Origin of the sequence: Streptosporangium canum (assembly GCF_900113865.1) — a bacterium.
Taxonomy (GTDB): domain Bacteria; phylum Actinomycetota; class Actinomycetes; order Streptosporangiales; family Streptosporangiaceae; genus Streptosporangium; species Streptosporangium canum.
Genome location: NZ_FOQY01000020.1, coordinates 102,550 through 128,412, shown reverse-complemented (window position 1 = coordinate 128,412; position 25,863 = coordinate 102,550). Strand labels below are relative to the sequence as shown.

General features: G+C 71.1%; 26 protein-coding genes. 15 read left to right on the top strand and 11 right to left on the bottom strand.

Features of this window, described 5'->3' with window-relative positions:
- Positions 1-16 precede the first annotated feature (16 nt).
- The 3 genes from BM085_RS26605 (at position 17) to BM085_RS26595 (ending at position 2,485) form a co-directional block, all read left to right on the top strand.
- Positions 17-520, top strand: coding sequence for a shikimate kinase (locus tag BM085_RS26605; protein WP_093889643.1), 504 nt, complete (start codon positions 17-19; stop codon positions 518-520).
- Positions 517-1,593 carry a 3-dehydroquinate synthase gene (gene aroB, locus BM085_RS26600; RefSeq protein ID WP_093889642.1) on the top strand — a complete coding sequence of 359 codons (1,077 nt, stop codon included), beginning with the start codon at positions 517-519 and terminating at the stop codon, positions 1,591-1,593. Before BM085_RS26605 ends, aroB begins: the two co-directional genes overlap by 4 nt.
- 103 nt (positions 1,594-1,696) lie before the next feature.
- Entirely contained in the window at positions 1,697-2,485 is a 789-nt protein-coding gene (locus tag BM085_RS26595) for an SGNH/GDSL hydrolase family protein (RefSeq protein ID WP_093889641.1), read from the top strand.
- A gap of 159 nt (positions 2,486-2,644) precedes the next feature.
- On the opposite strand, the gene BM085_RS26590 is transcribed toward BM085_RS26595, so the two are convergent.
- Complete coding sequence (locus tag BM085_RS26590) at positions 2,645-4,669, bottom strand: ATP-dependent DNA helicase (protein WP_093889640.1); 2,025 nt, start codon at positions 4,667-4,669, stop codon at positions 2,645-2,647.
- 265 nt (positions 4,670-4,934) lie between these two features.
- Here BM085_RS26590 and BM085_RS26585 point away from each other — a divergent pair, with 265 nt between their 5' ends.
- Positions 4,935-6,254: a hypothetical protein gene (locus tag BM085_RS26585; protein WP_143121081.1), complete on the top strand. Its 1,320-nt coding sequence runs from the start codon at positions 4,935-4,937 to the stop codon at positions 6,252-6,254.
- A gap of 69 nt (positions 6,255-6,323) precedes the next feature.
- A complete protein-coding gene (locus BM085_RS26580) occupies positions 6,324-7,907 on the top strand; it encodes a Na+/H+ antiporter (RefSeq protein ID WP_093889638.1) in 1,584 nt (527 codons plus the stop codon).
- 118 nt (positions 7,908-8,025) lie between these two features.
- On the opposite strand, the gene BM085_RS26575 is transcribed toward BM085_RS26580, so the two are convergent.
- Together BM085_RS26575 and BM085_RS26570 are read right to left on the bottom strand one after the other, a co-directional pair.
- The gene (locus BM085_RS26575; RefSeq protein ID WP_093889637.1) at positions 8,026-8,823 is read right to left on the bottom strand and encodes an inositol monophosphatase family protein; all 798 of its coding nucleotides are present in this window, start codon (positions 8,821-8,823) and stop codon (positions 8,026-8,028) included.
- Between the two features lie 119 nt (positions 8,824-8,942).
- On the bottom strand, positions 8,943-9,200 hold the full coding sequence (locus BM085_RS26570; RefSeq protein WP_093889636.1) for a ubiquitin carboxyl-terminal hydrolase 14: 258 nt from the start codon (positions 9,198-9,200) through the stop codon (positions 8,943-8,945).
- A 237-nt stretch (positions 9,201-9,437) separates the two neighbouring features.
- On the opposite strand from BM085_RS26570, the gene BM085_RS26565 reads away from it, so the two are divergent.
- From BM085_RS26565 to BM085_RS26555, 3 genes are all read left to right on the top strand, one after another.
- A complete protein-coding gene (locus BM085_RS26565) occupies positions 9,438-9,839 on the top strand; it encodes a hypothetical protein (protein ID WP_031167291.1) in 402 nt (133 codons plus the stop codon).
- A 91-nt stretch (positions 9,840-9,930) separates the two neighbouring features.
- Entirely contained in the window at positions 9,931-10,272 is a 342-nt protein-coding gene (locus tag BM085_RS26560; protein WP_031167289.1) for a YidH family protein, read from the top strand.
- Entirely contained in the window at positions 10,269-10,592 is a 324-nt protein-coding gene (locus tag BM085_RS26555) for a DUF202 domain-containing protein (protein ID WP_031167287.1), read from the top strand. Before BM085_RS26560 ends, BM085_RS26555 begins: the two co-directional genes overlap by 4 nt.
- 44 nt (positions 10,593-10,636) lie before the next feature.
- Here BM085_RS26555 and BM085_RS26550 read toward each other — a convergent pair whose 3' ends face one another.
- The gene (locus tag BM085_RS26550; protein ID WP_093889635.1) at positions 10,637-11,752 is read right to left on the bottom strand and encodes a ferritin-like domain-containing protein; all 1,116 of its coding nucleotides are present in this window, start codon (positions 11,750-11,752) and stop codon (positions 10,637-10,639) included.
- An 87-nt stretch (positions 11,753-11,839) separates the two neighbouring features.
- Here BM085_RS26550 and BM085_RS26545 point away from each other — a divergent pair, with 87 nt between their 5' ends.
- A complete protein-coding gene (locus BM085_RS26545; RefSeq protein ID WP_093889634.1) occupies positions 11,840-12,472 on the top strand; it encodes a TetR/AcrR family transcriptional regulator C-terminal domain-containing protein in 633 nt (210 codons plus the stop codon).
- Between the two features lie 63 nt (positions 12,473-12,535).
- Here BM085_RS26545 and BM085_RS26540 read toward each other — a convergent pair whose 3' ends face one another.
- Both BM085_RS26540 and BM085_RS26535 read right to left on the bottom strand, forming a co-directional pair.
- On the bottom strand, positions 12,536-13,030 hold the full coding sequence (locus tag BM085_RS26540; protein WP_093889633.1) for an aggregation-promoting factor C-terminal-like domain-containing protein: 495 nt from the start codon (positions 13,028-13,030) through the stop codon (positions 12,536-12,538).
- 327 nt (positions 13,031-13,357) lie between these two features.
- Entirely contained in the window at positions 13,358-13,753 is a 396-nt protein-coding gene (locus tag BM085_RS26535; RefSeq protein ID WP_031167278.1) for an aggregation-promoting factor C-terminal-like domain-containing protein, read from the bottom strand.
- Between the two features lie 221 nt (positions 13,754-13,974).
- Between BM085_RS26535 and BM085_RS26530 the strand changes: the two genes are divergently transcribed.
- On the top strand, positions 13,975-14,460 hold the full coding sequence (locus tag BM085_RS26530) for a glutathione peroxidase (RefSeq protein ID WP_093889658.1): 486 nt from the start codon (positions 13,975-13,977) through the stop codon (positions 14,458-14,460).
- Here BM085_RS26530 and BM085_RS26525 read toward each other — a convergent pair.
- Complete coding sequence (locus tag BM085_RS26525) at positions 14,432-15,430, bottom strand: LacI family DNA-binding transcriptional regulator (protein WP_031167275.1); 999 nt, start codon at positions 15,428-15,430, stop codon at positions 14,432-14,434. The genes BM085_RS26530 and BM085_RS26525 overlap by 29 nt on opposite strands.
- Before the next feature lie 177 nt (positions 15,431-15,607).
- Here BM085_RS26525 and BM085_RS26520 point away from each other — a divergent pair, with 177 nt between their 5' ends.
- On the top strand, positions 15,608-16,828 hold the full coding sequence (locus BM085_RS26520) for an ABC transporter ATP-binding protein (protein ID WP_093889632.1): 1,221 nt from the start codon (positions 15,608-15,610) through the stop codon (positions 16,826-16,828).
- Positions 16,829-16,927: 99 nt separating this feature from the next.
- On the opposite strand, the gene BM085_RS26515 is transcribed toward BM085_RS26520, so the two are convergent.
- On the bottom strand, positions 16,928-17,680 hold the full coding sequence (locus tag BM085_RS26515) for an SDR family NAD(P)-dependent oxidoreductase (protein WP_093889631.1): 753 nt from the start codon (positions 17,678-17,680) through the stop codon (positions 16,928-16,930).
- 237 nt (positions 17,681-17,917) lie between these two features.
- Here BM085_RS26515 and BM085_RS26510 point away from each other — a divergent pair, with 237 nt between their 5' ends.
- The 4 genes from BM085_RS26510 (at position 17,918) to BM085_RS26495 (ending at position 22,477) form a co-directional block, all read left to right on the top strand.
- Positions 17,918-19,096: a PQQ-dependent sugar dehydrogenase gene (locus BM085_RS26510; protein ID WP_218158834.1), complete on the top strand. Its 1,179-nt coding sequence runs from the start codon at positions 17,918-17,920 to the stop codon at positions 19,094-19,096.
- A 276-nt stretch (positions 19,097-19,372) separates the two neighbouring features.
- A complete protein-coding gene (locus BM085_RS26505) occupies positions 19,373-19,759 on the top strand; it encodes a hypothetical protein (RefSeq protein ID WP_143121080.1) in 387 nt (128 codons plus the stop codon).
- Complete coding sequence (locus BM085_RS26500; RefSeq protein ID WP_143121079.1) at positions 19,749-21,512, top strand: DUF4012 domain-containing protein; 1,764 nt, start codon at positions 19,749-19,751, stop codon at positions 21,510-21,512. Before BM085_RS26505 ends, BM085_RS26500 begins: the two co-directional genes overlap by 11 nt.
- 125 nt (positions 21,513-21,637) lie before the next feature.
- Positions 21,638-22,477, top strand: coding sequence for an arsenate reductase/protein-tyrosine-phosphatase family protein (locus BM085_RS26495; RefSeq protein ID WP_093889627.1), 840 nt, complete (start codon positions 21,638-21,640; stop codon positions 22,475-22,477).
- On the opposite strand, the gene BM085_RS26490 is transcribed toward BM085_RS26495, so the two are convergent.
- The 3 genes from BM085_RS26490 to BM085_RS26480 are packed head-to-tail and all read right to left on the bottom strand — an operon-like array spanning position 22,437 to position 25,859.
- Positions 22,437-23,819, bottom strand: coding sequence for a tyrosine-protein kinase domain-containing protein (locus tag BM085_RS26490; protein WP_177245287.1), 1,383 nt, complete (start codon positions 23,817-23,819; stop codon positions 22,437-22,439). The two genes, BM085_RS26495 and BM085_RS26490, sit on opposite strands and share 41 nt — an antisense overlap.
- Before the next feature lie 4 nt (positions 23,820-23,823).
- Positions 23,824-24,864 (bottom strand): MraY family glycosyltransferase, encoded by a 1,041-nt coding sequence (locus BM085_RS26485; protein WP_177245286.1) that lies wholly within the window; start codon positions 24,862-24,864, stop codon positions 23,824-23,826.
- Positions 24,861-25,859: an NAD-dependent epimerase/dehydratase family protein gene (locus BM085_RS26480; protein WP_093889624.1), complete on the bottom strand. Its 999-nt coding sequence runs from the start codon at positions 25,857-25,859 to the stop codon at positions 24,861-24,863. Before BM085_RS26480 ends, BM085_RS26485 begins: the two co-directional genes overlap by 4 nt.
- Positions 25,860-25,863: the final 4 nt, after the last annotated feature.

The following is a 25,863-nucleotide window of genomic DNA, read 5'->3' as shown; positions in this document are numbered from 1 at the left end:
AGCCAGAGGAGGCGCAGTGAGTCCCCGCGTAGTTCTGATCGGCCCTCCCGGATCGGGCAAGTCGACCGTCGGCCGGCTGCTGGCCGACCGCCTGGGGGCCGCCTTCCGCGACACCGACACCGACGTGGAGGTCGTGGCGGGCAAGCCGGTGGGCGACATCTTCGTCGAAGACGGCGAGGAGCGCTTCCGCGAGCTGGAGGCGGCGGCCGTACGGCTGGCGCTGGCCGAACACGACGGCGTGCTCTCCCTCGGCGGCGGCGCGGTCCTGGCCGAGACCACGCGGGAGCTGCTGGCCGGCCACTCGGTGGTCTACCTTGAAGTGGGCCTGTCGCAGGCCGTGCAGCGGGTGGGCCTGGCCTCGGCGCGGCCGTTGCTCGTGCTGAACCCGCGCAGCCAGCTCAAGAAGCTGATGGACGCCCGCCGTCCGATCTACGAGGGGCTGGCCACGGTCGTCGTGGCGACCGACGAGCGCAAGCCCGACGAGGTCGTCGACGAGATCGTGAAGGGGCTGCGGCCGTGACGGTCTCCAGGATCAAGGTCCACGGCGACGCCCCCTACGACGTGGTGATCGGCACCGGCGTGCTCGGCGAGCTCCCCGGCCTGCTCGGCTCCGGGGTCCGCACCGTCGCCGTGATCCACCCGGCGAGCCTGCCGGAGATCGCGCGGCCGGTCTGCGGCGCGATCGAGGCCGCGGGATACGCGGTCGTCCCGCTGCCGGTGCCCGACGGCGAGCGGGCCAAGACGGTCGAGGTGGCCGCCCAGCTCTGGTCGGCCTTCGGCCGCTACGGCATCACCCGCTCCGACGCCGTGGTCGGTGTCGGCGGGGGAGCCACCACCGACCTGGCCGGGTTCGCCGCCGCCACCTGGCTGCGCGGCGTCAAGGTCGTGCAGGTGCCGACCACCCTGCTGGGCATGGTCGACGCCGCGGTCGGCGGCAAGACCGGGATCAACACCCCCGAGGGCAAGAACCTGGTCGGTTCCTTCCACCCCCCGGCCGGGGTCCTGTGCGACCTGGCCACCCTGGTCTCGGTGCCCCGCGACGACTACGTCGGCGGTCTCGCGGAGATCATCAAGGGCGGCTTCATCGCCGATCCGACGATCCTGGCGCTCATCGAGGACGACCCCGCCGGCGCCCGGCTCCCCGAGGGGCGGCACACCCGCGAGCTGATCGAGCGGAAGATCCAGATCAAGGCCGACGTCGTCGGCGCCGACCTGCGCGAGGGCGGCCTGCGGGAGATCCTCAACTACGGGCACACCCTGGCCCACGCCATCGAGCGGGTCGAGGAATACCGGATGCGCCACGGTGAGGCCGTGGCCATCGGCATGGTCTACGCCGCGGAGCTGTCCCGCCTGGACGGCCGGATCGGCGCCGACGTCGTGGACCGGACCCGGTCCATCCTGACCTCGGTCGGGCTGCCCGTCTCCTACCGCCGCGACGCCTGGCCCGAGCTCCGTGACCACATGCGCCTGGACAAGAAGAGCCGCGGCGCCAAGCTGCGCTTCGTGGTCCTGGACGGCCTGGCGGAGGTGTCCCCGCTGGAGGACCCGCCCGAGGCCCTGCTCGAAGCCGCCTACGAGGAGGTCGCCCGGTGAGGCCCGGGGCGATCCCGGCGCGGCGCGCCGGCCGGGCCGCCGTCGCCGGCTCCGGCCCGAGGTCCCACGCGCTCGCCCCGCACGCCGTCGCCGGGAGCGCCCGGTGAGCGGCTACCGTTCCTTCGTCGCCCTCGGCGACAGTTTCACCGAAGGCATGAACGACCCCGCGGTGGACGGGCCCGGCGCGGACCCGGCGTGGGCCGGACGCTGTCGGGGCTGGGCCGACCGGGTCGCCGAGCGGCTGGCCGCGCTCGATCCGGAGTTCCGCTACGCCAACCTCGCCGTGCGCGGCAAACTCATCGACCAGATCGTCGAGCACCAGGTCCCGCGCGCGATCGGGATGCGACCCGACCTGGTCAGCTTCTGCGCCGGCGGCAACGACCTGCTCCGGCCGGGCAGCGACCCCGACCGGATGGCCAAGAAGCTGGCGGGAGCCGTACGCGATCTGCGGGCCACCGGCGCCGAGGTGCTGCTGTTCACCGGCGTGGACCCGCGCGACACCCCGATCATGCGCCGCGCCCGCGGCACGTTCGCGATCTTCTACATGCACGTCAGGTCGATCTCCGAGCTGTACGGCTGCCGCCTGGTGGACCAGTGGTCGATGCAGGGCCTGCGCGACTGGCGCGCCTGGAGCGACGACCGCCTGCACATGAACGAGGAGGGTCACCGGCTGGTGGCCGCCAAGGTCTGCGAGGTGCTCGGGATCGACTGCGACGACGACTGGCGCAAGGCCTGGCCGCCCCGCGACCGGGTGGATCCCGGGGTCAAGCGCCGCGAGGACGTGCAGTGGGTGCGCCGGCACCTTGGCCCCTGGGTGATCCGCCGGCTGCGCGGCCGCTCCTCCGGCGACGCCCTCGACCCCAAGCGCCCGGAGCTGGGAATCTTCCCCTGAACCGGCGGGCCGGGAGCGGGGTGGCGACGGCCGGACGGTCCGCCCGCCGCTCCCCGGCTGGGCGGACCGGGGGTGAGGACTGCCCGCCGCTCCCCGGCCGGGCGGGCCGGGGACGACGACGGCCGATCCGCCGGACCCCTCGACCGGTGAACCCGGGCCCTACGACGCGGACAGGCGTCTGAGGGCCTCGCGGACCTTCGCCGGGTCGTTGGTGGGCCAGAAGGGCGGCAGCGAGTCGCGCAGGAAACCCGCGTAGCGCGCCGTGGCCAGGCGGGGATCCAGGACCGCGACCACTCCCTTGTCGTGCTGGCTGCGCAGCAGCCGGCCCGCGCCCTGGGCGAGCAGCAGGGCCGCGTGGGTGGCGGCGACCGACATGAAGCCGTTGCCGCCCTTGGCGGCCACGTGGCGCTGGCGGGCGGAGCTCAGCGGGTCGTCCGGGCGGGGGAAGGGGATGCGGTCGATGATGACCAGCCGCAGGGAGGGGCCCGGCACGTCCACGCCCTGCCAGAGGGACAGGGTGCCGAACAGGCAGGTCGGCTCGTCCTCGGAGAACTGCTTGACCAGCAGCATCGTGGAGTCGTCGCCCTGGCAGAGCAGCGGCACGCTCAGCCGGTCCCGCAGGGCCTCGGTGGCGGCCTTGGCGGCCCGCATCGAGGAGAACAGACCGAGGGTCCGGCCGCCGGTGGCCTCGATCAGCTCCGTTATCTCCTCCAGGTAGGCCTCGGGCAGACCGTCACGGCCAGGCTGGGGCAGGTGCTTGGCGACGTAGAGGATGCCGCTGCGCGGGTGGTCGAAGGGGGAGCCGACGTCCAGCCCGGTCCACCCGGACCGTTCCTTGCCCCCCTCCTTGGCGCCCAGCCCCCACTGGCGGGCCAGCCCGTCGAACGCGCCGCCCAGAGCCAGCGTGGCGGAGGTCAGGATCACCGTGCGGTCGCCGAAGAGCTTGTCGCGGAGCATGCCGGCCACGGTCAGCGGAGCGACCCGCAGCAGGGGCGGACGGCGTTCGGTGCCCGCCTCCAGCCAGACCACCTCGGCCCGGTCCACCTCCTCGGCGTGGCCGAACGCGTCCAGCATCCGCTGCGCGGTGTCGTGGACCTCGTCCAGGGCGGTGAAGGCGGCCTTGCGCAGTCCCGCGCCCTCGGGGTCGTCCTTGTCGGAGCTCATCCGGGGCCCGAGGGCGGTGATGCACCCCCACGCCGCGTCGCGGGTCAGGGCCAGCGTCAGCCCGAGCACCTCGGGGAGCTCGTCGAGGCGTCCGGCGGGCGCGACGGCGAGCAGGGCCTTCAGATCCTCCCCGGCCTCCACGAGCCGGTCGCCGAGGTGTGGCTCGATCAGCTTGCCGACCCGGCGCGCCGCCAGGGCGACCATGGGCTCCGACAGCTCGCCGGTCACCACCGAGGTGACCCGGTCGACCAGCTCGTGGGCCTCGTCCACCACGACCACCTCGTGCTCGGGCAGGAGGGGGAAGTCCTCCATCGCGTCGATCGCGAGCAGCGCGTGGTTGGTGACGACGACGTCGGACTCGCCGGCCCGGGCGCGGGCCAGTTCGGCGAAGCACTCCATCCCGCTCGGGCAGCGGGTGGCGCCCAGGCACTCCCTGGCGCTCACCGAGAACTGCCGCCAGGCCTGCTCGTTGACGCCGGGGACGAGCTCGTCGCGGTCGCCGGTCTCGGTCTCCTGCGCCCATTCCTGGATGCGCTGGACCATCCGCCCGGTCAGGCTCACCTCACGCGGGTCGAAGAGCTGGTCCTGCTCGTCGTCGGGCCATCCCGCGCTGGCCTTGTAGCGGCACAGGTAGTTGCGGCGGCCCTTGAGGATCGCGTACGTGGGCTCGTGCGGGAGCTGCGGGGCGAGCGCCTCGGAGAGCCGGGGCAGGTCGCGGTCGACGAGCTGGCGCTGGAGCGCGATGGTGGCGGTGGAGACGACCACGGCGCCCTTGGAGGTCATCGCGTGGCGGATCGAGGGGATCAGATAGGCCAGGGACTTGCCGGTGCCGGTGCCGGCCTGGACGGCCAGGTGGTCACCCGACTGGATCGAGTGCTGCACCGCCTGCACCATCTTGATCTGTCCGGGGCGCTCCACCCCGCCGACGGCCTCGACGGCGGTGCTCAGCAATTCCTCCACCGGCGGCAGATCCGCCTTCGGGGAGACGTCTTCGGTGGGGGCGATGGAGTCGGTCGGCACGACAGCCAACCGTACCCGTTCCGCCCGACGATCGCGGCTGGCTCCGGGCAGTCACCGGCCGGGCGCATCCCGGAATTCCGGGACCCGGAGCCCGGCACGCATGGCAAACTGGCAGGATCATCCGGCTCACCGGCCTCCCAACGATCAAAGAAGATCGCCCGTTTTGGTGTCATAGTGATGGAAGGTGGGGACGGAAAGACCGGTTCGGTAGAGTTTCCCGAGGTCGAGTGGACGAATAAAGGCTGGTTAAAGCACTATGTCTTCCATGTCGGAAGTTGTCCCGTTGCCGTCGTTCGGCGAAGTGTTCTTTGACGAGCGTGGCCAGGAGCGGGTTCTCCGGGTCACCTGGCACGAAGGCACGCTGGTGCTGAGCTTGTGGCGCGGCGAGATGTGCAGTGCCAGTTTCCGGATGCCCATGCAGGATGTGGGCCGCCTGGTGGACACCCTCGACGAGGGTTTCGTCGAGGCGGGGGGCCAGTATCCCGACGAGGTGGGCGAGCAGCAGGCCGCACCCGCGGGCGACTACCAGGAGCACGGGGAGTTCCCCGGCACCGGGCAGTACGCCCGGCCGCGCCCCGAGGACTACGCCCAGCCGCAGTACGCCGACCCGGCCACCCAGATCTCCCCTCCGCCGGACGAGCCGCGCCAGGTCGCGGCCCTCGGCCCCAACGACGTGCTCGTCGCGCGGGGCGCCGTGCCGCCGTTGGACCGGTCCCAGGACCGCGCGGCCGCCGGATACGGTCCCGCCGACGGGTACGGTCCCGCCGACGGGTACGGCCCGGCCGACGTGGTGCCGCGGGAGAACATGATCGTGGGTGACTCCCTGCCCTACGGGCAGCCGCAGCCGGTCGAGCCCCGCGGGGCCGGTCCCGCCGAGGCGCTCTACCAGATACCCGGTGACCCCTACGGGGCCCAGCAGCCGGACCCCTACGGCGTGCCCGCCCCGCAGGCCGACCCGTACGGCGTGTCCCCGCAGGCCCCGCAGCCCGACCCGTACGGCGTGTCCCCGCAGGCCCAGCAGCCCGACCCGTACGGCGTGCCCGCCCAGCAGCCGGTGGACCCGTTCGCCCCCCCGGTCGCCCGGCAGCAGCCGGTGGATCCCTTCACACCGCACATCGAGCAGTTCCCGGCCTCCGCCCACCAGTCGCACGCCGATCCCTACGCGGCCCAGGGGCAGCAGCACTCCACCGACCCCTTCGGCTTCGCGGCCCAGCAGCAGCAGTCGGCCTACGGCGCGCAGCCCGACGGCTACGGCTACCCCGCCCCGGCCCAGCCCGATCCATACGCCTTCGGGGCACAGCAGCCCGCCGCCCCGCACCATCCCCAGCAGGCAGGTCACCCGGCGGACCTGCGCGACCTGTACGGCTCGCCGCCCGCCTACCAGCAGGACGTGGACCCGTCCGACCCGCTGGGGCTGCGCGGCCAGCAGGCCGAGCAGCGGATGCCGCGCCCCTACGTCCAGGACCCGCCGCACTCCACCGGTGAGCGGCTCCGTCCCGACCAGCGCTACGACGACCAGCGCTACGACGACCAGCGCTATGACGACCGCCGCCGCGAGGACCGGGACGAGCGCCGCGACTGGTGATCGGCACCGCAGGGGCGCCGACGGGAGAGGTCCCGTAGGCTGATCGCCCATAGCGGTGTGGGAGCGGGGATGAACCAAGCGTCGGTGCTACAGATACTGGTCGTGCCGGTCATCGCGATCGCGGTGGCGGCGGTGGCCAGGCGCAGGGGCTGGTCCGCCCCCCTGCTGCTGGTGTTGGCGGGGCTGGTGCTGTCGCCGCTGGTGCCGCAGTACGAACTGGACCCCGAGCTGGTCCTGCTGGTGTTCCTGCCGCCGCTGCTCTACTCCGCCGCGATCGAGAGCTCCTATCTCAGGCTCAAGGCGGTCCGCCGTCCGGTCGCGCTGCTCTCGGTCGGGCTGGTGCTGTTCACCACCCTGGTCGTCGGCTGGGTCACCCACCTGCTCCTTCCCGCGCTGCCGCTGGCCGCCGCGTTCGCGCTGGGTGCGATCGTGGCGCCGCCCGACGCGGTCGCCGCGGTCGCGGTGGCCCGCAGGCTCGGGCTGCCCCGCAAGGTGGTCACCATCCTGGTGGGGGAGAGCCTGTTCAACGACGCCACCGCGCTCACCGCGTACCGGGTGGCCATCGCCGCCGCGATGGGAGCGGGCATCACCTGGCTGGACGCGTCCGCGAGGTTCCTCTACGCGGCGGTGGGCGGCGTCGTGATCGGTGTCGTGCTCGCCTGGATCCTGGCCCGGGGGCTGGTGCTCCTGCGGGACTCGCTCGTCGAGAACACCGTCATGCTGCTCATCCCGTTCGCGGTCTACCTCGCGGCCGAGAGCGTGCACGTCTCCGGGGTGATCGCGGTGGTGATCGTCGGCCTCTACATCGGCCACCGCCTGCCCACCGCGGCCTTCGGCACCCGGCTCCTGTCCGACGCCGTCTGGCGGGTCCTGGGCTTCTTCCTGGAGTCGATCGTGTTCGTGCTGATCGGCCTGCAGCTCTGGCCGATCATGAAGGCGCTGCGGGGCGCGGACCCGTGGAACCTCGCCGGGATGGCGCTGGCCGTCTTCGCCGCCACGGTGCTCGCCAGGGTCGTCTGGGTCGTGCCCGGCATCTACCTGCCCAGAATCCTCTCCAGGAAGGTCCGCCGGCGCGAGCCGCACGCGCCCTCCTGGCAGAACGTGGTCATCGTGAGCTGGGCGGGCATGCGCGGGGTGGTCTCCCTGGCGGCGGCCTTCGCCCTCCCGCAGGACTTCCCCGGTCGCGACACGCTGCTCTTCCTCACCTTCGTGGTGGTGATCGGCACCCTGCTGATCCAGGGGATGTCGTTCCCAGCGATCATCCGGCGGCTGAAGATCTCCAACGAACAGGAGATCTTCGCCGACAACCTCGCCGAGGCCGCCGCCCAGCAGGCGGCGGCCGCCGCCGGGCTGGCCCGGCTGGAGGAACTGGTGGCCGGGAGGACCGTCGACGTCCACGAGGACGTGGTCGACCAGCTCAGGTCACGGTCCGAACGCCGGGCGCTCTCCGCGTGGGAGCGGCTCGGCGGCGGCACCGGCCCGGCGGGCGAGGAGACGCCGAGCACCGTCTACCGGCGGCTGCGCAGGGAGATGCTGGCGGCCGAGCGCGAGGTGCTCGTCCGGCTCCGCGACGAGGGGCGGATCGACGACGAGGTGCTCCGCAGGGTCATGCAGGAGCTCGACTTCGAGGAGGCCACCCTTGAGCGCGTTTAGTGGTCGCGCCCGTTGATCCGTCGGGGGTGCGGTACGGGCCTGCGGCGAAGAGCGTGGACGCCTCGGCCCGCTGGGGCGGACGCCCGCTCCGGACGGCAGCCTGACCCACGTCGCAGCACTAGCTTCGGCCGCGGATCATCGACATCAACAGCCCGTGGGTCTCGGCGTCGGCGGCCACCACAAGCCCGCGGCCTGCCTGCCCGATCGGGGCGCCGTCGACTCCGGTGACTACGCAGCCGGCGGCCCGGCACACAGCGATGCCGGCGGCGAAATGCACACTCTCGGACAGGTCACTGCCATCGGTGACATACGCGGCGCGTTTGCCGGCCGCGACCCAGGCCAGCGCCAGCGTCGTGGACACGACCCGTGGCCGGAACCGCTTGACGAACTCGGGGTGGGCCAGCAGGTCCACGGCCCGGAACCCGGGCGCGCTCGGGAACGGCGGGTCCAGGTTGACGTCCACCAGCCGAGTGGCCGACGTGGGCGCCAACCGCGCGTCGACCCCGTCGTGCCGCACCCAGGCGCTTTCACCGCGGGTGAAGAACGCCTCTCCGCTGAACGGGTCCGCCACCGCCGCCGCCCCGTCGCGCAGCGCCACGTTGACGGCCACCAGCATGTTGCCGGCGGCGTAGTTCAGCGTGCCGCACAAGGGATCCACCAACCACTGGCGCACAGCGTCGGCCGCACCCTGCCGACCGCCTTCCTCGCCGAGCACCGCGTCATCGGGCCGAGCGGCACGGATGACACCGATGATCGTCTTCTCGGCCTCCACATCGGCGGCGGTGGCGAAGTCCCCGGCGCCCTTGTCGATGCGGGTGAGCCGCCGGCCGTACAGGTTGCGCACCACGTCCGCGCCCGCACGGGCCGCAGCTATCGCAACCTCGGCATCGTCGGGATTCGCGGATGAGTTGATCACGTGGCGCAGGATATCGGGGCGAAGCCGATCTCCACCGGTCGGACCGGATCCGACGACATCCAGTCGGCTCTCGCGCGATGAATCGACCACCGGCCCGGCGGACCTGTGCGGTCAGCGCACTAGCCGATGATGTTGTCGATGTAGCACCACCGCCAGTCCTCGCCCGGTTCGAAGGAGGCCACGGTCGGATGGTCGGTCTCCTTGTAGTGGGCGGTCGCGTGCTTGCCGGGTGAGGAGTCACAGCAGCCGATGTGCCCGCACGACAGGCACCTGCGCAGGTGGACCCAGCGCATGCCGGTGCTGAGGCACTCCTCGCAGCCCTGGGGCGTGCGAGGGGACGGGTCCTCGGTCAGAGCGAGATGCTTGCAGGTAGGCATGTTTCCCCTTGTGCGGATATCTCAGGCGATCGTACGGCCGGAGCCCTGGTGCGATGAGCCCGTCCACGGGCGGGATCGTCCATGACGACGCCGCCGCCGGGAGGTGCCGTCCGGCTCGGCCCGCGGCGGCTCCCGGTCCGGGCGGAACAGGTACGACCACCTTACTCCGCGCGTTCACGGCCTGGCGGACGTGCGCGACGGCGCCTGCCGTACCGGCCCGTTGGGTAGGGTCGGGGCATGCGACCCCTTCCGCGACGGATCCCCGTCCTCGCCGCCTCCGCGCTGGCCGCTGTACTCATCACCACCGGATGCTCCGAGATCCAGCAGGTGAGCGAGGGCGTGGACAAGGCCCAGCAGTGCCTGCAGGCCGCCGCCATCGTCACCGACACCGTCCAGAAGATCACCCCTCTGATCGAGGACCCCGCCGCGATGGAGAAGGCGCTGAACGACGGCGCCGCCAAGCTCGGCGACCTGGCCGACAAGGCGGCCAACACCACCCTCAAGGAGGCCGCGGACGGGGTCGCCAAGGACCTGGAGGGCCTGAACGTCACCGACGCCAACAGCGCCGTCGACGCGGGGCAGAAGGTCGCGACCGACTCGGTCAAGTGGGTCGAGCAGCTCACCTCCGCCTGCGGCTGAGGCTTTTCGCAGCTCACCGCCGTCTCCGTCCGGGGCTTTCGGGCAATCCCGGGTTCTCTAGGGGGAATGTCGCTGAAATAGCGTCGTTCCCATGGACAGCCCCGGCAACGAACCGGATCCCCGGTTCACGCTCGCGAACGAACGCACCTTTCTGACCTGGCTGAGCACGTCGCTCGCACTGAGCGCGGGCGGCGTCGCCATGGCCGCGGTCTCCGAAGACGTGTTCGTGCCCTGGATGCGGACCGTGCTCGCCCTCACCCTGGTGTGCCTGTCGGCCCTGTCGGCCGCGATGGCCTATCCCCGCTGGCGCCGGGTCCAGCGTGCCCTGCGCAGCGCCACCCCGCTCCCGCCTCCCGCCATCGCCCCCCTGCTGGGGTACGGCGTGGCGACCGTGGCCGTGCTCGCCATGATCCTTATCCTGCTGGGCCGATGAGTCCCCTGTGGGACGAGGGGCTGCAGAACGAGCGGACCCGGCTGGCCTGGGTCCGCACGGCCGCCCTGCTCGCCGTCAGCGGTCTGGGCGCCGCGGGCATCGGGCTGCGCGCCGGCACCCATCTGATCACCGTCGTCCCCTTCGCCCTGGCCGCCCTGTGCGGCGCGGTCCTGCTGGCCCGCACCGGCGTCCGCTACCAGCGCGTGCAACACGCCCTGCACGAGGGCAGCCCCCTCGACGAGCGGGCTGACGCCGTCATCGCCTGGCTCGGCACCCTCGCCGCCGCGGCCGGGGCCGTGGTGTTCGTGCTCCTGCGGTAGACCCGCGCCGCCGTGTCCACGGCGGGCGACGCCACGACCGCCGGCTAGGACTCGGCGCCCATGGCCACGGTCTCGGCGACCTCGGCGTGGCGTTCGGCCTCCTCCACGGCGAAGCGCTCGGCGTCGATCCTGTCGGCGATCTCCTCGTCCTGCCTCATCAGCGTGTCCAGGCTCTGGCCGGCCATGTCCAGGACGCCCATGTCGGCGTAGGCCTGCTGGAGGCGGGGGCTCCACAGGCCGATGTCCTTGACGCATGGCACGATGCGGCTGAACAGCAGGGAGCGGAACAGCTTGAGGTACTCGGACCGGTCGACGCACTCCATGGCTTCGGCGACCTCGGATCTGTTCAGGCCGACGCTCTCCCACGTCTCCCGGCCGCGCAGCCGGTCGCGCATCAGGTAGCAGCCCTCGATGACGAAGTCCTCGCGCTCGCGCAGCTCGGCCTCGGTGAGCTGGCTGTAGTAGTCGCGCAGCGCCATCCGGCCGAAGGCCACGTGCCGGGCCTCGTCCTGCATGACGTAGGCGAGGATCTGCTTGGGCAGCGGCTTGGTGGTGATGTCGCGCATCACGCCGAAGGCGGCCAGGGCCAGGCCCTCGATGAGCACCTGCATGCCGAGGTAGGGCATGTCCCAGCGGGAGTCGCTCAGCGTGCTGTCCAGCAGGGCCTTGAGGTGTTCGTTGATGGGGTAGGCGAGGCCGACTTTCTCCTGCAGGAAGCGGGCGTAGGTCTCGGCGTGCCGGGCCTCGTCCATGGTCTGGGTGGCGGCGTAGAACTTGGAGTCGAGGTCGGGGACCGACTCCACGATGCGGGCCGAGCAGATCATCGCGCCCTGCTCGCCGTGGAGGAACTGGGAGAACTGCCAGGCGGCGCCGTGCAGGCGGATGTCCTGCCGCTGCCGGTCGTCCATCCGGTCCCACAGGGGCGTGCCATGGATGGCGATGGTGGTGTCGGGGATGCCGAGCACGTTGTACGGATCGACCTCAAGGCTCCAGTCGATGCGTTTGACGGAGTCCCACTGCTTGTCCTTGCCCTTCTGGTAAAGGGCGAGCATGCGGTCCCTGCCGTCGTCGTACTCCCACGTGAAGCGGGCGGCTCCGGCCGCCTCGACGTCCCACGTGGAGAGCTCGGCCGGGATCGTGTAGAGATCGTGAGTCGACATGCGGCCTCCAGAGACGTACACCGTACGTACACTCGCGAGAGTCGCACGTACGGTGTACGTGCGTCAAGATGAGGAGACAATGGCGATATGCCCGCAGAGCCACTGTCCCGTCCGCGCATCGTCGCCGCGGCCATCGACCTGATCGAGCGTGAGGGCGCCGACGCGGTGTCCATGCGCAGGATCGCGGCCGATCTGGGGGTGGGCGTGATGTCGCTCTACAACCACGTGCCCAACAAGTCCGCGCTGCTCGACGGGGTGGCCGAGACCGTGCTGTCGCAGATCGAGTTCTCCGACGACCCGGACGCCGACTGGACCGACCGCGTGCGGATGCAGGCGCTCGCCTTCCGGCAGATCGCCCACCACTATCCCCGCTGCACGATGGTGGTGGTCAGCCGCCAGCTCCAGTCGACCGCCGGGCTGCTGCCGGTCGAGCGGGCGCTCGCCACGCTGCGCAGCGCCGGGTTCGGCGGGCACGAGGCGGTCCGCATCCTGCGCGTGTTCATCGCCTACATCGTGGGCTCGCTGCTGCGGGAGGTCGGGGTCACCCCGACGTTCGCCCCGGTCCACCGCCCCGACATCGCTGTCGAGAACGTCGATCCCCTGCTGTTCCCCCAGGTGAGCGGGCTGGCTCCGATGCTGGTCGACTGCGACCACGAGTCGGAGTTCGAGTTCGGCCTGGAACTGCTCATCCAGGCGATAGCCGTGCAGCTGAAGAGATGACGTCCGGGACCCGTGAGCCCCGGACGTCTGAGGAGTGCTCCCTTCCCCTGAAGACTCCTCGGGTCAGTACCAGTTACTGGACCGGAAATGACCCCATGCGCCGCACGGAGATCCGTATCGGCTCTTGATGTAGCGAAGGCCCCAGCTGATCTGGGTGGCCGGATTCGAGCGCCAGTCCCCGCCGCTGCCGCTCATCTTCGAGCCCGGCAGTGCCTGCGGGATGCCGTAGGCTCCCGATGACGGGTTGTGCGCCTGGTGGTTCCAGTTGCTCTCCCTGGTCCAGAGACTGTCCAGGCAGCGGAACTGGCTGTGGGACCACAGCCGGCGGGAGACGAGGCGGAACGCGATCGCCTTGTTCCTGCTCCTGCTGGTCCTCGTGGTGAGTACGATCTTCGGCTGGGCCTGGGTGAACCAGATGCCCCGGTGGACCGTCATCGCCGGTCCCCTCCTCGCCGGTTCCGCGATCTCCTCGGCCCGCCCGATCTCGGCGGATCCGACCATGGTCGAAGCGGCGAGCGCGGTCACGACTGTATTCCGCAGAACGCGGTATCCGTTCATGTTGATCCTTGTCCGCTGGCCGCGTGCGGAAGGCGCGTGAGCGGGCCATGGCCCGCTCACATGCCCGGTCGTCCCGCGCCCGTGGCTCGGACGCGGAGATGCCCGCGCGGTCTCGCCGGCCCGTTTCCGGCATGAGACACCGCGACGTTTTCTCTAGGCGCTTTCTAGTACGCGGGGCAAGCGCCCAAGGGCGGTTGCGACATGCCGCGGAAAGGTGTTTGCCCGATCTTCGTGGTCTACGGGTGGTTCGACGGGTGCCGAATTACCACGGGCCGGACGTCTATGCGGGGGGAGGAGGCGAAAATCACCCCGGCATGGGGTTTGAAACTAGTACCAGCCGCGTGAATGGAAATGCGCCCACGCTCCACACGGCGAACCGTAGCGCTTTTTGATGTAGGTCAGACCCCATTTGATCTGGGTTCTGGGGTTGGTGCGCCAGTCCCGGCCGGCGCTGGCCATCTTCCCGCCGGGCAGCGCCTGGGGGATGCCGTAGGCGCCGGAGTGGCGGTTGTGTGCTCGGTGGTTCCAGTTGCTCTCCCGGGTCCATAGCCGGCTGAGGCAGCCGAACTGGCTCTTGGTCCAGCCTCGTGCGGACACCATGGGCGCGGCGATGGCCTTGTTGCCCTGCCGTGCGGAGGAGGAGGCCTGAGCGACCGTGGCGGTGGTGCTGACGGCGAGCGCCGAGGTGACCAGCAGCACGCTGGTACGGCGTAGCGTCGGCATAGGGGATCGCCTTTCGCTGGGATCGAGGGACGGCCGACACGATGCCCCAGCGGCTCCGGGCAGACCAGTCGACAGCGCTTGTCGAGGTCTCTGTCAAAGATCGGTTAGAAAAAGATCAAGTGCCTGGTGAGGGGCTCGGCGTCTCACCTATGGCATCCATCACATTTCATTCTCTGGGCGTCATAACTCCCAAACGTGACAAGACGATTAGGGTGCAGATCATGAGCATCCGTGATATCCCAGTGCGAACTCTTTCCGACGCCCCCACCACGCTGGCCGAGCTGGCGGGCGACAGGGCGGTCCTGATCGTGAACGTGGCTTCCCGATGCGGCCTCACCCCGCAGTACGCCGGCCTCGCCGAGCTCCACCGCGCCTACGCCGACAGGGGCCTCGCCGTCGTCGGCGTGCCCTGCAACCAGTTCATGGGCCAGGAGCCGGGCAGTGCGGAGGAGATCCAGGAGTTCTGCTCCACCACCTACGGGGTGGACTTCCCGCTGCTCGCCAAGACGGACGTCAACGGCGAGGGCCGGCACCCCCTCTACGCCTCGCTCACCCAGGCGCCCGACCCCGACGGGCAGGCCGGCGACGTCCAGTGGAACTTCGAGAAGTTCCTGGTCTCGCGTGAGGGGGAGGTGCTGGCCCGCTTCCGCCCGGCCGTCGAGCCCGGGGACCCCGCCCTCACCGCGGCGATCGAGAAATCCCTCTAGGGGCGCAACTGCCCCTGACCATCAGCTCGGTGGGCAGCAGCACGCTGCGCGGACGCCGTGGTCCGGCACGCAGCACCAGCTCGGCCGCGCGGTAGCCGATGTCCTGCGCGGGCTGGGCGATCACGGTCAGCGGCGGGGAGCACAGCTCGGCCCAGGGCACGTCATCGAACATGATCAGTGACAGGTCCCTGGGCACCCGCAGATCCAGCTCCCTGGCGGCGAGCACGGCCGCCTCGCCCAGCAGGTTGCCCCCGGCCAGCACAGCGGTCAGGTCGGGCCGGCGCTGGAAGAGTCCGGCGGCGACCGCGTAGGCGGAGTCCCGGCTGCCGCGCGCGGAGACGATGAGATCCTCGTCCACCAGGGCGCCCAGGGCCTGCCGGAAGACGGACAGGCGCTGCTCCTGCCCCGGACCGCCGAGATAGGCGATCCGGCGGTGGCCCAGCCCGGTCAGATAGTCGACGGCGGTGCGCACGCCCGCGCGGTCGTCGGCCAGGACCGCGGGCACGTCGTCGCGCCCGGCCGCCAGGCGGTGCGCGAACACCGTGGTGAGCCCGGCACGCAGGGTGGGCGCCCACGTCTCCCCGTCCCCGGAGGGGACCGCGATCACCCGGTCCACGCCCTGCTCCAGCAGCATGCCGATCAGCTCGGCCTCGCGCTCCGGGTCGTCGCCGGTGGCGCCCAGGATCACCGGCTCGCCCGCCGAGCGCGCGCAGGCGAGCACGCCGTCGGCCAGGCGGCCGTAGAAGGTGTCGGTGATGTCGGGCAGCAGCAGCCCGATCCCGCCCGAGCGCTGCTGGCGCAGGTTGCGGCCGAGCGCGCTGGGCCGGTAGTCGAGCTGGGCCGCGACGGTCAGCACCCGCTCCCTGGTCTCGGGGCTCGCCGAGCCGCCGGACAGAACCCGTGACACCGTGGCGACCCCGACCCCCGCTGCCTCGGCGACGTCCTTGATGGTCGTACGACGCATGTTCATGGAAACGATTCCATCATATTTTCTGTAGCCGATCCAGCGCGAAGAGATAACAGCGGCCCCGCTGACGAGGAAGAACCAGATCTGCTCTTGACACGCATGTCCGTTTCCGGTGAGATGCATGAAAACGTATCCACATCGGGTGAACACGGGGTTGGCCCGAGGCGCTAAGGACTCTCCATGGCATCCATCGTTCTCAGCAAAGTCGACAAGATCTACGCAGGCGGTGTAAAAGCCGTGGACGGTCTCGACCTTGAGATCCGGGACGGCGAGTTCATGGTCCTGGTCGGCCCGTCCGGCTGTGGCAAGTCCACCGCCCTGCGCATGATCGCCGGACTTGAGGACATCAGCGGCGGCGAGATCGCCATCGGTGACCGGGTGGTCAACCACCTGCCTCCGAAGGACCGCGACATCGCCATGGTCTTCCAGAACTACGCGCTCTACCCGCACATGACCGTCGAGGAGAACCTCGCCTTCGGTCTGAAGCTCCGCAAGATGCCCAAGGCCGAGATCTCCAAGCGGGTCAACGAGGCCGCCAAGATGCTCGGCCTGGAGCAGTACCTCAAGCGCAAGCCGGCCGCCCTCTCCGGCGGTCAGCGCCAGCGTGTCGCGATGGGCCGCGCCATCGTGCGCGAGCCGCAGGCCTTCCTCATGGACGAGCCGCTGTCCAACCTGGACGCCAAGCTCCGCGTCTCCATGCGCGCCTCCCTCAACACCCTGCACGAGCGTCTCGGCGTGACCACCGTCTACGTCACCCACGACCAGGTCGAGGCCATGACCCTCGGTGACCGCGTCTGCGTCCTGCGCGACGGTCTGCTCCAGCAGGTCGACACCCCGCAGAACCTCTTCGACAAGCCGGTCAACCTGTTCGTCGCGGGCTTCATGGGCTCCCCGTCGATGAACTTCGTCAACGCCGAGCTGGTGCGCGGTGACGGCGGCGCCGCCGTCGCCTTCGCCGGCTTCAAGCTGCCGGTGCCGAGCGAGACCTTCACCGAGAAGCCGGGCCTCGACGACTGGATCGGCAAGAAGATCATCCTGGGCATCCGCCCGTCCGACTTCGACGACTCGGCCGCGGCCAACGGCTCCGCCGGCGGCTGGACCCGCCTGCAGGTCCGCGCGGAGGTCACCGAGGAGCTCGGCTCCGAGATCAACGTCCTGTTCCTGATCGACGCCCCGCCGGTCCAGCACCAGGACACCGTCGCCGCGGCCGACGCCGGTGACGACGAGGAGGCGGCCCTCCCGCTGGTCGGCGACAAGTCGCTGTGGACCGCCCGCGTCAACTCCCGCAGCCACGTCCGCCCCGGCCAGAACATCGAGCTGGTCGTGGACACCCACAACCTGCACTTCTTCGACCCGGTCTCGGGTCTGGCGATCGGCCACCACGCCAACGCCCGCGTCTGACCAACCCCGTTGACCGGACCGGCCCGCGCCACGACCCCCTCCCGTGGCGCGGGCCTTTCCGCGTCTCCGAGCCGTGGCGCGGGTCGTCCCGCGTCGGCCCTACCGGCGGCCGAGGCGGCGGGAGACCTCGCCGGCGAGGCCGCGGGGGATCAGCCTGCCCACTCCGACGATGGCCTTGTAGCGGATGTCGGGGATGCTCACCCGCCTGCCGCGGGCCAGGTCGCGCATGGCCTCGTCCACCACGTTGTCCGCCGAGAGCCACAGGAAGCCGGGGATGCCGGAGGTGTCCATCGAGGCGCGGTCGTGGAACTCGGTCCGGACGAACCCCGGACACAGGGCCATCACCCGCACGCGGGTGCCGGTCAGCTCCGACGCGACGGACTCGCTGAAGTTGACGACCCACGCCTTGGACGCGCTGTAGGTGCCCCGGGTGAAGAACGCCGCCACCGACGCCACGTTGACCACCGCTCCCCGGTCACGCTTCCGCATCCCCGGCAGCGCGGCCAGCGTCAGCCGCAGCACCGCCTCGCAGTGCACCTTCAGCATCCGCAGCTCGTCGGCGACCGGGACGTCGAGGAAGCCGCCCGGATGGCCGAAGCCCGCGTTGTTGACCAGCAGGTCGCCCCCCTCGCGCAGCCGCGCCTCGACCGCCGTCAAGCCTTCCTCGGCGGCCAGGTCGGCGGGGAGCACCTCGACCCTCACCCCGTAGCGCAGGCGCAACGCCTCGGCGGAGCCGGCCAGGCGCTTCTCGTCGCGGGCGACGAGTACGAGGGAGAAACCGTCGGCGGCCAGGCGGCGGGCGAACGCGGCGCCGATGCCGGCGGTCGCGCCCGTGATCAGTGCGGTGGGCATGCGTGCAGTCTAGAGACAGCGCCGCCGGATCCGGCAACTCCCCGGCGCGGCTCCGGGCCTCCCCGGCTCTCCGGGCCTCCCCGGCTCTCCGGGCCTCCCTGATTCTCCGGGCCCCCGGCTCCCCGGGGCTTCCCGAGGGTGCGGGGCCGATCGTCCGACACGGCCCGGGAACCTTCAACGCGGGACCCCGGTACAGGACATCATGGATACGTCGCCGATCACTGGAGGATGAGGACCGTGCCGATCTCCTGCCGGGCCGGAATGGGGCTGGCCGTGCTCGGCGCGGCGCTGGTGGCCTGCTCCACGGGCGACCCCGCCGCCTCCGCCGCGCCGTCCGCCCCCGCCCCCACGGCCTCGCGGGCGGAGCCCGCCCCGGAGACGGGGGCCGCCCTCCCGCGGGTCCGGTTCACCGAGATCGCCCAGCTGGACATGCCGGTGGCGATGGCCCTGCGCGAGGGCGATCCCACCCTGTACGTCGCCGAGCAGACGGGGCGGCTGCGCGCGATAGCCGACGGCGAGGTCGCGGGGGATCCCGTTGTCGACCTTTCCGGGGAGGTCAGCCGGGGCAACGAGCAGGGGCTGCTCGGGGTGGCGTTCCATCCCGGCGGCGACTTCCTCTACCTCGACTGGACCGACCGCGACGGGCACACCCACGTCACGGAGTGGGCCTTCGGCGGTGGCAAGGCCACCGCGCGCCGGGACGTGCTGGTCCAGCGGCAGCCGTACCCCAACCACAACGGCGGCCAGCTCGCCTTCGGACCCGACGGCCACCTCTACATCGCGCTGGGCGACGGCGGCAGCGGGGGCGACCCGCAGGGCAACGGCCAGAACCTGGGCACCTGGCTGGGGAAGATCCTCAGGATCGACCCGCGCGGCACGCCGTACAAGGTCCCCGCCGGCAACCCGTTCGCCGGCAGGAAGGGCGCCAGGCCCGAGATCTGGGCCTACGGCCTGCGCAACCCCTGGCGGTTCTCCTTCGACAGGAAGACCGGGGACATGTGGATCGGCGACGTCGGGCAGAACTCCTGGGAGGAGATCGACTTCCAGCCCCGGGGGAAGGGCGGCCTCAACTACGGCTGGAACCTCAGGGAGGGCGGCCACCCCTTCCGGGGAGCGGCCCCGCCGGACGGGGCGGTCGACCCCGTCGCCGAATACGCCCTGGGGCGTGACGGGACCTGCTCGGTCGTCGCCGGCCACGTCTACCGGGGCACGCGGATCCCGGACCTGCGCGGCCGGTTCCTCTACGGCGACTTCTGCGCCGGCTGGGTGAAGGCGGCCCCCGCCGACCGGCCCCGCGAGGCGCGGGAGGTGGGCAGGGTCGAGCAGCTCTCCTCCTTCGGCGAGGATCACGACGGCGAGCTGTACGCGCTCAGCCTGGCCGGGCCCGTCTACAGGCTTGAGGCCGACACCCGCTAGCCCCGTTCTCCGCACGTGCGGCCTCGTCCGGCGGAGCCGTGCCGGTTGACGGCGAGCGGCCTCCGGTGAAGACCTGCCACGTGCGGAGAACGGGACCGCCGTGCCCGGACGTTCAGCGTCAAAAGTCGGAGAACAGCGGGTGATCGTTCGGTAAGGGCCGTGAGCTGAACAGGGCGCCTCATGCCGAGGGGGATATAACGGGTTCCGTGGACATGTCGCTCGTATTCCGAGCGGTATTTTGCCATGGCCTGAATCATCGCCACGGGGGAGTCTGAAATGGCCAGAAAACGGATGGTATCTATTTTTCTAGCGGCGGCGATCGGAGGTGGATTCGCGCTCGCGACCGCCACGATGGCCACCGCCGAAACCAGCCTGCCGGCGATCGCCGTCGTTTCGGCGCCCTATCCGCCGGGGCCGGTCAACAACAATAACAACAACAACGGTCCCGACCCGTTCGACCACGGTTTCGACTGCGACGACGACAACAACAGCTGCTGCAGCGAGGAGAGCTGCTGCGGCGGCGGCTGCCATGCGGTCAAGGAGCTGCCGTTCACGGGAGCACCGGTGGCGACGGTCGCCACGCTGGGCGGCGGCCTGCTGGCCGCCGGAACCGCCGCCAGCCTGATCGCCGTACGGCGCCGCCGATCCACCAGTGGCATCTAGAAGACGTCGCAGAGCCGTCGTAACCGGCCTGCTGGCCCCCGTCGCCGTGGTGGTACTGGCCGGGGGCTGGTCGGCCCATCTCGGCCTGGGCGTGCGCGAGCACCTGGAGGCGGCCAAGAGCGCGCTGCTGCGGCTACGCGCGGTGACGAGCACGCGCGACCCCGCCCTGATGGGCCGGGCGATCGCGGACGCCCGGTGGCACGCGGCCGAGGCGCGGCGGCTCACCGAGGACCCCTGCTGGTCGATGATGACGCACGTTCCGCTGGTGGGGGACGGCGCGACGACCGTGCGCGGACTGGCCGAGAGCGCAGCGGAACTGACCGATGTGCTGGCCGCCGTCCAGCGGACCGCCGCGGTGTTCGTCACGGCGCAGACGCACTCCCTGGGCAACGTGCCACGGCTGCTGGCGGATCTCGACGCGGCCGCGCCGGTCCTGCGGGACGCGGCCGGCCGGCTCACGCGGGTGAGCTCCCGGCTGGCGGCCACGCCGGCCGACACCGGCGTCGACCTGCTGGACCAGGCGCGGGGCACGGCGCTGCAGGAGGTCGATCAGCTCCGGGGCTGGCTCGGCGACGCCGCGACCGCTGCCGCCCTGCTCCCTCCGATGCTGGGCAGTGACGGCCCCCGCCGCTACTTCCTGGCGTTCCAGACCAACGCCGAGTCGCGGGGGACCGGAGGCCTGGTCGGCGCGTTCGGCATCCTGGAGGCCGACCACGGCAAGATCGGCATCAGGCGGCTGTCCTCCAACGGAGGTCTCGAGGCGAGCCCGACCCCGGTGACCGATCACGGCCCGGACTTTCGCGCGCGCTACGGGCCGAGCGCGGCCAAGCTGCTCTCGATCTCCAACCTCTCCCCGCATTTCCCGTACGCCGCGGCCACCTGGACCGGGCTGTGGGAACGGCAGACCCACCGGCGACTGGACGGCGCCCTGGCGACCGACCCGGTGGGCCTGTCCTACCTGCTGCAGGTGATCGGTCCGGTCGCCCTCCCCGACGGGGAGACGGTGACCGCCGAGAACGTCGTCGACCTCACCGAGCGCGCCGCCTATGCCCGATACGACGACCCTGTGGCACGCAAGCGGTTCCTCATCAAGATCGCCGGTGCTGTCAGCGAGGCGCTGCCCTCGTCTTTCACGGAGCCCTCCCGGCTGCTTCCCGTCCTGTTCCGCATGGTGGAGGAGCGCAGAATCCAGATCTGGAGCCGCCGGCGGGCCGAGCAGTCACGCCTGTCGGCGACCGTCGTCGGCGGCGTGCTGCCGGAGCGGCCGGGACCGTTCGCGGGACTGGTGGTCAACAACTCGGCCGGCGGCAAACTCGACTACTACCTGGAGCGCTCCCTCGACTACGAGCTGGGCCCGTGCATGGGCAGGACGCGCTCCGCGACGGTGCGCATCCGGCTCACCAACGACGTGCCGAGGGGAAGCCTGCCCACCTACGTCACCGACCGGCTCGACTCCCCGCACCGCAGCCACAGGCCAGGCTCCAACCTGCTGTGGGTGTCGCTGTACGCCGGGGTCGGAACGAGGATGAGCGCGGCGCGGCTCGACGGACAGGAGGCGTCGGTCATCAGGGAGGAAGAACGGTCCCACCCCGTCTACTCCACCCTGCTGGAGTTCGCCCCCAGGCAGTCGCGGACGCTGGAGTTCGACCTGACCGAACCCTCTTCCAGCGAGTCGCCGCTGGTGCCGGTGCAGCCGCTGGTCCGCCCCCAGCAGACCCGGATCATCGAGAACACGGTGGGCTGCGCTCCCTGACGGAGGGGGGCGCGACCGGCGGCGGGGCGATCCGCCGCCGGCCGCGCCGCCGTCACCGGCAGCAAAGGGTAAACAGCGGCGCGCCGCGAGCGGATCGCCGCCGGAGGCGATCTACCGTCACGCCCATGGAAGGCGCACCGCGGACCGCTGAGACCGGTCCGTCCATCGATCCCACGCCGGCCGGGCACGAGAACTGCGGCCACCGGTGCTGGAGGGAGGCGCGGACACTCCCCGCGCCGGATGATCCGGGAAACGGGACCGGTGATCCGGGTGCTCCGGGGAAGGCGCCGGACGGTCCAAGGGACGGGCTGCGTGGTTCCGGGAACGGACTGGACGGGGCCGGTAGTCCGGGTAGTCCGGGGGACGGACCGGGGGAGGAGCCCCGGTTCCGCATCCTGTACGTCTGCACGGGCAATCTCTGCCGCTCTCCGCTGGCGGAACGGCTGACCCGGTCGGTCCTGGGGCCGTGCCCGGCGCTTCAGGTGATCAGCGCCGGCACCCGGGCCGAGCCGGGCAGGCAGATGGCCGAGCGGACGCGGCGCGTGCTGGTCCGGCTCGGCGGCGATCCCGGCGGGTTCGTCTCCCGCCGGTTGACCCCCGACCTGCTGGCCGCCGCCGACCTCGTGCTGACGGCCACCACCGAGCACCGTGCCGAGTCGGTGGCCGGACATCTCCCGGCGGTCACCCGGGCCTTCACCATCGCCGAGTTCGGCGCGCTGGCCCGGGCCGTGCCGGCCGGCGCGGTCGGCCGCCACGAGGACCCCGTACGGCGGGCCCGTGCGCTGGTCGCCGAGGTGCGCGCGCTGCGCGGGCTGGTCCAGGTGGACCGGCCCGACATCCCCGACCCCTACGGCCGCTCCTGGCTCGCCCACCGGGCGGCGGGCCGGAGGATCGCCAGGTCACTCGCCGTCCCGCTCCGGCTGCTCACGCGTTCACCGGCGTCTTGTCCTTGCGCTTGCCCTTGACCTCGGGCTCGTATCCGTATCCGTATCCGTAGTGCTGACTGCTCGTGGCCGGGGCGAAGTTCAGGACGGCGCCGACCACGCGGGCGTTGATCGCCGACAGCATCTCCGTCGCACGGGCGACCTGCTCCCGCCGGATCTTGCCGTACCGCGCGATGAGCAGCGTGCCGTCGCAGATCGCCGCGAGCGTCGCGGCGTCGGTGACGGGCAGCAGCGGCGGCGCGTCGACGATCACCATGTCGTAGGTCTCGGTGAGCTCGGCGAGCACGTTACGCATCCCGTGCGAGCCGAGAAGCTCGCTGGGGTTCGGCGGGATCTGGCCGCTCGGCAGAACCGACAACTTCGCCTCCCCCCAGGTCTGGATGACCTCCTGCAACCGTGCTCTGTCGATCAGCACGTCCGTCAGGCCCGCTGTGCCCTCGATCCCGAGATAGCGGGGGATGCGCGGGCGGCGGAGATCGCCGTCCACCAGGATCACCCGCCATCCCGCCTGCGCGAGCGTGATCGCGAGGTTCGCGGCGGTCGATGTCTTCCCCTCGTTAGGCAGGCAGCTGGTGACCACGAGCGACTTCGGTTGCCGGTCGACGCCGATGAACTGGAGGTTGGTCCGTAGGGAGCGGAACGCCTCGGCTCTGGACGACCGGCCCTGGTCGCGGACGATCAGGGGAAGGCGCCGCGCGTTCCGCTCGTAGCCGATGGTCCCGAGAATCGCGCTTTTCGAGGCCTGCCGCAACGCCTCGTCCGTCTTGATGGTCGTGTCCAGGCGGTCGCGGAGGATCAGCGAGCCGACGGCGACCGACAGCGCGATCACCATGGCGAGCCCGAAGTTGACCAGTGGCCTGGGACTGACCGGCGCCCCGGGGACGTCCGCCCTGTCCACCATGGTGACCTTGACGGTGGCGCGGCCGGTCGGAGTGGGCCGCTCGATCTGGTCGATCAGCTTGGGGAACTCGGCACCCAGGGCATTGGCCAGCCGCGCCGCGCGCGCGGGGTCGGTGTCGACGACCGCGACCCGGATGAGCACGGTGTCGGGGATGGGCTCCGCGGTGATGTTCTCCTGGAGACGCTGGACGTCGTCGCCCGCGGCGATCTGGCTGATCATGCGGCGGCTGGTCAGCAGTTCGGAGTAGGACTGCACCCGCTGCTGGGAGAGCATCCCCGCCTGGTAGGCGGTGGTGAGGCTGCCCTCCCTGTCGTGGCCGGAGACCAGCATGGTGATCGTCGCGACGTATTTGGGAGGCGTGCCGGCGGTCACGACGGTCGCCGTGGCCGCCGCCAGGAACAGAGAGAAGACGATGAGTAGCCAGTTCCTGCGCGCGAGCCTTATGTAATAGAGCAGATCCACTGGATCATCGCCGCCCTTCGCGGATGTTTGTCGCATGGGCCTGGGATCGGCCTGACGGATAGACGTGCACTTTCTGCGTGAGACCGATCAGCATGAGGGCCGTCCCGATCGCGGCGATCGTCGCGATGATCGGAGAGACCCAGCTCAGGGCCATCATCAGGCCGAGCGCGCCGGTGACGGCCGCCACGGCGGCGAGTGCGACCGCCGTCAGCCGCGTGCTGAGGCCGAGCCGGCGCAGGCGGTGGGAGAGGTGGTCGTTGCCGCCGTGGAGCAGCGGGCGGCCCGCCCTCCTCCGCGACAGGAACACGACACCGGTGTCGACGGTCGCGATGAAGGTGGGCAGGAGCAGCCCCGCGACCACCGTGCCCGAGCTCTGCCCGGTCATCAGGAGTGCCGCCGAGCAGGCGAGGACGAACCCGATGAACAGCGACCCGGTGTCCCCCATGAACACCTTCGCGGGTGCCCAGTTGTGCAGCAGGAAGCCCAGGCTGGCCAGGGACAGGGTCAGCAGGACCAGCCCGATCGCCGGGTGGGTGTGCACGAAGGCCGTCCCCGCGAGGAAGGCGGCGCTGACCGTCGTGATGGAACCCAGCGCGCCGTCCATGTTGTCGAGCAGGTTGAAGGAGTTGGTGATCACGACGATCCACAGGACGGTGAACGGAATATCCAGCCAGCTTCCGGTCAGCGGCGCCTGGACCCCGCCCAGCACGACCCCACCGGCCGCCACTGTCTCGACCACCAGCCGGGTGAACGGGGACAGCGACGAGAGATCGTCGATCAGCCCGAGCAGGGCCACCGCCACAGCGGCGATCATGATCGCGGTGGTCCGGAGATCGGCCAAGCCCAGGGCGACGGCTGTCGGGATGACCGTTCCCAGCATGACAGCGACGCCGCCCAGATAGGGGATGGGCCGCTCGTGCGCCTTGTAGCCGCCCGGCCGATCGGTGAAGTCCCAGTGCAGTGCGAGACGCCCCAGCACCGGGGTGGCTCCGGCGGCCAGCAGGCCGCCGGCCGCGCTCACGATGACGACAGTGGCGCCGTTCACCGCTGTGAAGCCGCCAGATCGGCGCGGGCCTCTGCGATGGTCTCGGTGAGGACGTCGTCGAGCGATCGCCTCGGCACCCATCCGGTGAGCTCGCGGAGCTTCCTGGTGTCGGGGACCCGGCGGGCCATGTCCTCGAACCCCTCCTCGTAGGCCTCGGCGTAGGGGATCAGGTCGACCCCGGAGGTGGTCCCGGTGAGCTCGGCGATCAATTTGGCGAGTTCCAGGATGCTCACCTCCTCGCTCGAACCGACGTTGAAGGTCTGGCCGACCGCGCCGTCATGGTCGAGCAGCCGCAGCAGCGCCTCGATCACGTCCTTGACGTGGGCGAAGCACCGGGTCTGTGTGCCGTCGCCGAAGACGGTGAGCGGCAGACCGCTGACCGCCTGGCGGACCAGACGCGGGATGACCATGCCGTAGGCCGGGCTCTGGCGCGGCCCCACCGTGTTGAACAGCCTGACGACGATCGTCGGCAGGTCGCGCTCCTTGTGGTAGGCGTTGGCCAGGATCTCGTCGACGGCCTTGGCCGTGCTGTAGGCCCATCGCACCACCGCCGGGCTGCCCAGGATGCGGTCGGAGGTCTCGGTGAGCGGCCCGCCGGAGTTCTTGCCGTAGATCTCGCTCGTGCTGGTGAGGAGGATCTTCCGCCGGTAGCGGTGCGCGGCCTCGATGACGATCTCCGAGCCGCGGATGTTGGTCGTCAGGGAGCGCAGCGGCTGCTCGACGATCAGCTTGACCCCGACGGCGGCCGCGAGATGAACCACCACGTCACACCGGTGGACCAGCTCGTCGACCATGAGCTCGTCGAGGACCGAGCCGTGGACGACGCGCAGCCGGGGGTCCCCGGCCAGATGGGCGAGGTTGGCGGACCGGCCGGTCGACAGGTTGTCCAGGATCACGACGGAGTCGCCGCGGGCGAGCAACGCGTCGGTCAGATGGGACCCGACGAAACCGCTCCCCCCGGTTATCAGGTAGGTACTCCCTGCTGAGTTGCTCATCGGC